Genomic DNA, 6,840 nt, shown 5'->3' on the forward strand with positions numbered 1-6,840 from the left:
GGCATCGCAGCTGCCCTTTTGCTGGTCGCGCGCGAGCGCGCCGATCGTGACCGGGCGTTTCTGTGCCTCGCAGCCATCGCATCCGGCTTCATAGGGCAAGGCCTTCGGCGCGGTCAGCAATTTGCCCGCGGCCTGTGCCGCCGCAGCTTCGGCAGCGGTCGCCGCCTTGCCGCCGTCGACGCCGGGAACGCCGCCGTCGACGGGCTTGTTGCCCGGACCCACGGCATTCTTGTTCGACTGGCCGGTGAGCTTCGGGTCGACCATGATCTTGTCTTCGAGCGAGCCCTTGATCGCCGGGTCGGCGTTGGTCAGCCCGTCGTCGAGCGGCGAGAGTTCGGCCTTGGCATCGGGATTGTCCCGGCATCCGGCGAGCGGTGCCGCCGCCATCAGCAGACCGGTGACCAGCCATTTTCCGCGCAACATCATCGCTAACACTCCCTTAATCCTTTACCGGGAATGCCCGATTTTGGTCAAAAAGGCCCAAATAAAATGCGTTAACGCGCGGGGCTTTGTTAGCCGAAAACTGTCTCGGAGCGAGACGCTTTTGGCGCGCAGCGGATCAGGCGAGAGGTTTCGACCGCCGCCTGGCGGTGGACGACAGCCTCGCGATAGGCGGGGTCGGTGACCATTTCCATGAAGGCACCGCTGTTCGGATATTCGGCGATGAAGGCCGCATCCCAACGCTCGGCATCGGGGCCGATGACCATGGCCTCCATCGTACCGCTCCATATCACGCGGCCGCCGACGCGCCGGAATATGGGCCCGCTGTCGGCGCTATAATGGCGATAGGCTTCCGCCCCGGTCAGGCGCTGACCTGCGAGCGGATGACCATCGGGGTAGGTTGCCGCAGCGTTGAAGCGGACGAGGTTGAGCATGTGGATGACCGTATCGCGCGGCAGTGCCTTGAACGCGTCGAACTGCGCGCGTTCGGGGTCGACATGGCGATCGGTCACGGCCGGAATTCCTTGCGCTTGATCCGCCAGGCGTCGGCGCTTTGCGTCCATGCGTCGACCGGCGCATCTTCGAACGGGGCGGGGAGGCGGGTCGCGCCGCTGTTCGTCGCCCCGAGCCGTTTCGCGAGCGCCTGCGACCGGGTGTTGGCGGGGTCGATGCTGTGCATCAGTTCGGGCCATTTCAGGAATTCGACCGCGAAGTCGCACGCGGCGACGCTGCCTTCGAGCGCATAGCCCTTGCCGGCGAATTTTGCGCGCACGCCATAGCCGATTTCGGGCGCGGGCCAGCCGTCGGGCTCCCACGGGCCGAGGCGTCCGACCCATTCGCCGGTCGCGCGCTCGATCACCGAAAACATCGAAAAGCCGCGGATGTGCCAGGCGCCGGCCAGCGTGCACCACATGCGCCAGGCCTGCGACCGCTGGCAGGTGCCGCCGATAAAGCGCATCGTGTCTTCTTCGGTGCACATTCCGGCAAAGCCGTCGAAATCCTCGGTTGCGGGCGGGCGGAGGATCAGCCGCTCGGTCACGAGCAGGGGGCCATTCAACATATTAACTCTCCCGCGGCGGTTGGCCGACGCTTTTGCGGCAAGAGCGGGTATCGGGCAAGCGGATACGCTTGAGGGCACCGGCGGTGAAACCGGTGCCCTCGCCATCAACGTGTGCGGGCGGAGGGGTCTCGACCCACACTCGAGACGGTTTGGCTATGCCTTAGCGGCAGCGATACTTGTCACGGTCGACTTCGCGGCCGATCAGCGCACCGGCGCCGGCGCCGATGATCGTGCCGAGCAGCTTGTCGCCGCCGCCCGCGATTTCATGGCCGGCGAGGCCGCCGACCGCGCCGCCGATCAGGAGGCCGGTCGTGCCATTATCCTTCTTGCAGCGATAACGTCCGTCTTCGCCGCGCCACACGCGGGTGTTACGGTTGATACGCTCGTCGCGGGCATAATAGCGGCGATCCTTGCGCTTCTTGTGGAAGGCGGCCGACTGGTCGAGCTTGTGGAAGCCGTCCGCCTTGGCCGGGGCCGCGATACCCGCATAGGCGGGAGCGGTCAGGGCGACGCTGGCGGCGGCAAAAGCGCCCATCAGGCCCTTGGTGAAATTACGCATAAAAAGTCCTTTCCTGGTTCGACGCCTTATCCCGCAGGGCGAGACCGGGCGCTTCGATGGGGAAAACGAGCCGGGTCCGGAACGCGTTGCATTAACCCAAGGCAACAAGACGAATTGAGGGTTTCTGTCGACGAACCGAAAGGGCCTTGCCGCATCGATGGCGGCGTGCGACAACCCCGTCATGCTCAATATCGGATCGCTCGTCATTGGCGCTATCGCCTTGGTTCTGGTCGTTATTGCATTCGTCCCGCTGCTTGGAATTGCGAACTGGTTTATTGTTCCGTTCGCGGTCGTCGGGCTGGCGCTGGGCGCGATGTCGGGTAAGACGAGCGGGCGGAATCTCAACATCGTCGTCATCGTCATCGGCGTTATCCGCCTGATGCTCGGCGGCGGCATCATCTGAACCGGCCGGGCCAGACATCATGAATCAGCCAGCGGCCCCCGCGGGGAGCCATCAGGGCGGCTTGCCCTACGCACTCGGGGCCTATGCGATCTGGGGCTTCGTCCCCTTGTTCTTCAAGCTGGTGTCGAGCGTGCCGCCGGTCGAGGTGCTGGCGCAGCGCATCGTCTGGTCGCTGCCGCTCTGTTTCCTGATCATGGCGTTCCGCCGCCAGATCGGCGAATATCTGACCGCGCTCCGCGACTGGCGCGTGCTGCGCATGCTGCTCGCGAGTTCGATCCTGATCGCGCTCAACTGGCTCGTCTATATCCATGCGGTCTTTACCGATCATGTGCTCGCGGCAAGCCTCGGCTATTATCTCAACCCGCTCGTCAATGTCATGCTGGGAATGATCTTCCTCGGCGAACGGCTCTCGCGGTTGCAGGCGCTGGCGGTGGTGATTGCGGGGGTCGGGGTGGCGATTCTCTTGGCGGGTGCGCTCGATACGCTGTGGATCAGCCTGACGCTTGCGTTCAGCTTCGGAACCTACGGGCTGATCCGCAAGATCGTCCCCGTCGGCTCGCTGCCGGGGCTGGCGATCGAGACGACGCTGCTGCTGCCGCTGTCGCTTGCCGCCGCGGGCTATTATATCTGGCTGGACGACGGGCGCGGTTTCGGGTCGGGCGCGGAAATCAGCTGGCTGCTCGCCGCGGCGGGTGTCGTCACCGCGATCCCGCTACTGCTCTTCGCGACGGCGGCGCGGCGGATGAGCTATGCGGCGCTCGGTTTCGTCCAGTATCTGGCGCCGAGCATCGCCTTCCTGCTCAGCCTGTTCGTGTTCGACGAGCCGCTGAAATCGGCGCAGCTCGTCTGCTTCCTTTTGATCTGGGCGAGCATTGCGGTGTTCAGTTTCGACATGTGGCGCAAGATGCGCGCCGAACGGATGATGCCGGCGGCTTAAACGAGCTTCCACCCCAGCGTTTCGCCGGCGTGGAAGGGAACGACGTCGCCGATCTTCTCCGGAACGACCGTCTCGCCGCGTTCGAGCGTGATCGTGCCGTCATTGAGCGGCAGACCGTAGAAGTTCGGCCCATGCTCGCTGGCAAAACCCTCGAAATGGTCCAGCGCGCCATCTTCGTCGAATGCCTTGATGTAGCTTTCGAGCGCATAGGGCGCGTTGAAGATGCCCGCACAGCCGCATGAGGCTTCCTTGGTGTGCACGGCGTGCGGCGCGCTGTCGGTGCCGAGGAAGAATTTGGGCGAACCCGAGGTCGCGGCCTTGCGCACCGCGAGCCGGTGATGCTCGCGCTTGGCGACGGGCAGGCAATAGGCGTGCGGCCGAATGCCGCCGACGAGCATCGCGTTGCGATTGATATGGAGATGCTGCGGCGTGATCGTCGCTGCGACATTGGCGGGGGCATCGGCGACGAACGCGGCGGCTTCGGCGGTCGTGATATGCTCGAAGACGATCTTGAGCGCGGGGAGCGCGCGGACGAGCGGCTCGAGCGTGCGTTCGATGAACACCGCCTCGCGGTCGAAGATGTCGACGTCATGGTCGGTGACCTCGCCATGGATCAGCAGCGGCATGCCGATTTCCTGCATCCGTTCGAGCACGCCCATGATGTTCGCCACATCGGTGACGCCGTGCGCGCTGCCGGTGGTGGCATGCGCGGGGTAGAGCTTCGCTGCGGTGAACACGCCCTCGGCATGGCCGCGCGCCATCTCGTCGGGGTCGCTGCGGTCGGTGAGATAGGCGACGATCAGCGGGGTGAAATCGAGCCCGGCGGGCACCGCGGCATTGATCCGGTCGCGATAGGCGCGACCTTCCTCGGCGGTGGTGACCGGCGGCGACAGGTTCGGCATGACGATCGCACGCGCGAACTGCCGCGCGGTATAGGGCGCGACATGACCCAGCATCGCGCCGTCGCGCAGATGGACATGCCAGTCGTCGGGGCGGCGGATCGTCAGGCGGTCGGTCATTAAAATCTCCCCCCTCCCGCTTGCGGGAGGGGCTGGGGGTGGGCGAGTCCGTGGCGGCGCATAGCGGATGTTTGATTTTTACCCAACCCTACATGCCCACCCAGTATCGGGTCGAATGTGCCCCCGGCACATTCTTGAACCGCTGGGGGCTGTTCAACCCGATACTCCCCTCCGCAAGCGGGAGGGGCTTTAAGTCATCGAGCTTCGGCCCTATTTCGCTGTTCATGGCTAATACCACCCTTCACGACCGCGCCCTCATCCGTCTGTCGGGGGAGGACGTCCGCGGCTTCCTGCAGGGGCTGGTGACCAACGAAACGGCGGGCAACCTGCCGGTCTGGGCGGCACTGCTGACCGCGCAAGGCAAGGCGCTCTTCGATTTCCTGATCTGGGGCGACGAAGACGATATCCTCATCGACTGCGAACGCGATGCCGCCGAGGCGCTGGCGAAGCGGCTGACGCTCTATCGCCTCCGCCGTGCGATCACGATCGCGCCGGAGCCCGGTCTCGCGGTCCATTGGGCCCCCGAAGGCGACCTTGGCGTCGTCGACCCGCGGCTCCCCGAACTTGGCCAGCGCTGGCTCGCGCCCGACGGCGAAGGCGAGGGGGCTGACGCCGCGTGGCACGCGCACCGGCTTGCACTTGGCGTCACCGAAGGCCGCGCCGAGCTCGGCGACGGCACGACCCTCTGGCTCGAATGCAACGCCGCCGAACTGAACGGGGTCAGCTTCACCAAGGGCTGCTATGTCGGACAGGAAAATACCGCGCGGATGAACTGGCGGCAAAAGGTCAACCGGCGGCTGGTGGTCGTGCCGATCGCGGAGGCCGACACGAAGCGGCAGGTCGTCGCCTATCCCGAGCTTGGCTGGTCGGTCGAGCACCGGCGGGTCGAGGGTATCGACGTCGCTGGCGCCCCGGCTTGGCTGCGCGAGGGGCTCGCTGCCGGTTCATGACAGATGCAGGCATTGCTGCTATATTACCGGTCATGCGCGCTTTCCTGATTTCATCGGTGCTGGCCGCCGCTTTCGTGACCGTGCCGGCCATCGCGGGGGAAACCGCCGGTGCCGGTGCCGGTGCCGGTGCCCCGGTGTCCCTGCTCCCGGCCGAACCCGAAACCGCGCGGCCGCTGTCCCGGCTGGCCCCGCTTGCCGCCGACTCGGTCTGGACGCCGCGCTTCGAAGCCGCGGCGGGCGAGCTGGCGAAGGCGCTCCGGTCGCGCGACGAGGCGCAGTGGGCGCCGCTGCTGGGCGGGCAGTGGTTGAGCGCTGCCGATCGCCAGCGCGTCAGCGGGCTGCTCCGCGATCCGGACAGCCCCTTTCTCGATGCCCTGTTTTCGAAGGGCTCTGCGCATTATGCCATTCTGGGCTGGAACGCTCCGGCGTCTCTGAGTGTCGACGAACGCACCGCGATCGAGACGGGGCAGGAGGCCGAAGCCCTGGTGTGCTGGTCGGCCGCGGACGATGGTGAAAAGCTGTGGCCGGTTACGGCCGCCGACGCCGACAACCGGCCGGGGCGCGCCTATGCCTGTGCGCGGATCGCCTACAGCATTCGCGGTGGCAATCCGACCTGGCGGGCGTTTGTCGAACAGGGCTGAGCCCGCTTAACCAATCTCGAACCCTCTTCTGCGAAAAGCGCCTCATGTTGGGGCGCTTTCTCGGGTTTGCTGCGGTGATCGCGGCGGTTTCGGTCGGCATGGCGGGGCTCGCCAGCCGGTCCTCATCCAATGACGTCGTCGAAACATCGAATGCCGTTTCGGGCAATCACGACAATTGGACGACGCACAAAGTTCGTAAGGACCGGTCCTTGGCCGCGGCCGAAGCCAGAGGAGAATCGGGCCGGTCCAGCGAGGTGTTGCTCGCTCGGTCGGGCGATTCGCATTTCTATGCCGATGCGGATATCGACGGCACAAATATTCGGGTGATGGTCGACAGCGGCGCATCGATCGTCGCGCTGACGCGGGACGACGCCGAATCTATCGGCATCGACGTCGATCGCCTGCCCATCAGCGGCACCGCGCGCACTGCCGGCGGCGACGTCCCGATGCGCACCGTCATGCTCGACAGCGTCGAGATCGACGGGATCGAGGTTCGGCGCGTCGAGGCTGCGGTGGTCGATGCCGACATGGGCGTGTCGTTGCTCGGACAAAGCTTCCTGTCGAAGCTCGCTGCGGTGAACGTCGAGGGCGACACGATGACGCTGCGCTGATCGCGGCGCTGTCGATCGCGCCAGGGCCTTTTATTCGCGCCGGGCGGCGTGCGCCGGGTTTCCCGGATGCGAAGCGATCCCGGGCGGAAGTTCAAACCATGAATGCCGATCTTCGGACCATACAGCCTGCTCCGGAGCCGGAAAACCGGGGTCGGCAAACGCGCCCGCGGCGACGCCGACCAGATGGGGAAGGCGCTCGGGCTCCCACCAGAGCGATGA

General features: G+C 65.8%; 9 protein-coding genes and 1 pseudogene. 5 read left to right on the forward strand and 5 right to left on the reverse strand.

The features are described from left to right. From VGD20_RS06480 to VGD20_RS06495, 4 genes and pseudogenes are all read right to left on the reverse strand, one after another. Positions 1 to 426, reverse strand: a pseudogene (locus tag VGD20_RS06480) (hypothetical protein); the annotation flags it as partial. Between the two features lie 86 nt (positions 427 to 512). Continuing rightward, the gene (locus tag VGD20_RS06485; RefSeq protein ID WP_331133671.1) at positions 513 to 953 is read right to left on the reverse strand and encodes a DUF1330 domain-containing protein; all 441 of its coding nucleotides are present in this window, start codon (positions 951 to 953) and stop codon (positions 513 to 515) included. Further along, on the reverse strand, positions 950 to 1,501 hold the full coding sequence (locus VGD20_RS06490; protein ID WP_331133672.1) for a GNAT family N-acetyltransferase: 552 nt from the start codon (positions 1,499 to 1,501) through the stop codon (positions 950 to 952). The genes VGD20_RS06485 and VGD20_RS06490 overlap by 4 nt, the downstream gene beginning before the upstream one ends. Before the next feature lie 160 nt (positions 1,502 to 1,661). Further along, positions 1,662 to 2,060 carry a glycine zipper 2TM domain-containing protein gene (locus VGD20_RS06495; RefSeq protein WP_331133673.1) on the reverse strand — a complete coding sequence of 133 codons (399 nt, stop codon included), beginning with the start codon at positions 2,058 to 2,060 and terminating at the stop codon, positions 1,662 to 1,664. Positions 2,061 to 2,241: 181 nt separating this feature from the next. Between VGD20_RS06495 and VGD20_RS06500 the strand changes: the two genes are divergently transcribed. Then, the gene (locus VGD20_RS06500) at positions 2,242 to 2,463 is read left to right on the forward strand and encodes a hypothetical protein (RefSeq protein WP_331133674.1); all 222 of its coding nucleotides are present in this window, start codon (positions 2,242 to 2,244) and stop codon (positions 2,461 to 2,463) included. Between the two features lie 19 nt (positions 2,464 to 2,482). After that, positions 2,483 to 3,400 (forward strand): EamA family transporter RarD, encoded by a 918-nt coding sequence (rarD, locus tag VGD20_RS06505; protein ID WP_331133675.1) that lies wholly within the window; start codon positions 2,483 to 2,485, stop codon positions 3,398 to 3,400. On the opposite strand, the gene pyrC is transcribed toward rarD, so the two are convergent. Continuing rightward, positions 3,397 to 4,419 (reverse strand): dihydroorotase, encoded by a 1,023-nt coding sequence (pyrC, locus tag VGD20_RS06510; protein WP_331133676.1) that lies wholly within the window; start codon positions 4,417 to 4,419, stop codon positions 3,397 to 3,399. The two genes, rarD and pyrC, sit on opposite strands and share 4 nt — an antisense overlap. Before the next feature lie 224 nt (positions 4,420 to 4,643). On the opposite strand from pyrC, the gene VGD20_RS06515 reads away from it, so the two are divergent. From VGD20_RS06515 to VGD20_RS06525, 3 genes are read left to right on the forward strand one after another with little or no spacing between them, the layout of a single operon-like run. Then, a complete protein-coding gene (locus VGD20_RS06515; RefSeq protein ID WP_331133677.1) occupies positions 4,644 to 5,369 on the forward strand; it encodes a folate-binding protein in 726 nt (241 codons plus the stop codon). A gap of 32 nt (positions 5,370 to 5,401) precedes the next feature. Then, complete coding sequence (locus VGD20_RS06520; protein ID WP_331133678.1) at positions 5,402 to 6,010, forward strand: hypothetical protein; 609 nt, start codon at positions 5,402 to 5,404, stop codon at positions 6,008 to 6,010. A 44-nt stretch (positions 6,011 to 6,054) separates the two neighbouring features. Continuing rightward, on the forward strand, positions 6,055 to 6,621 hold the full coding sequence (locus VGD20_RS06525; RefSeq protein WP_331133679.1) for a retropepsin-like aspartic protease family protein: 567 nt from the start codon (positions 6,055 to 6,057) through the stop codon (positions 6,619 to 6,621). Positions 6,622 to 6,840 lie beyond the last annotated feature (219 nt).

The sequence above is a fragment of the Sphingopyxis sp. genome (genome assembly GCF_036402335.1).
Classification (GTDB): Bacteria; Pseudomonadota; Alphaproteobacteria; order Sphingomonadales; family Sphingomonadaceae; genus Sphingopyxis.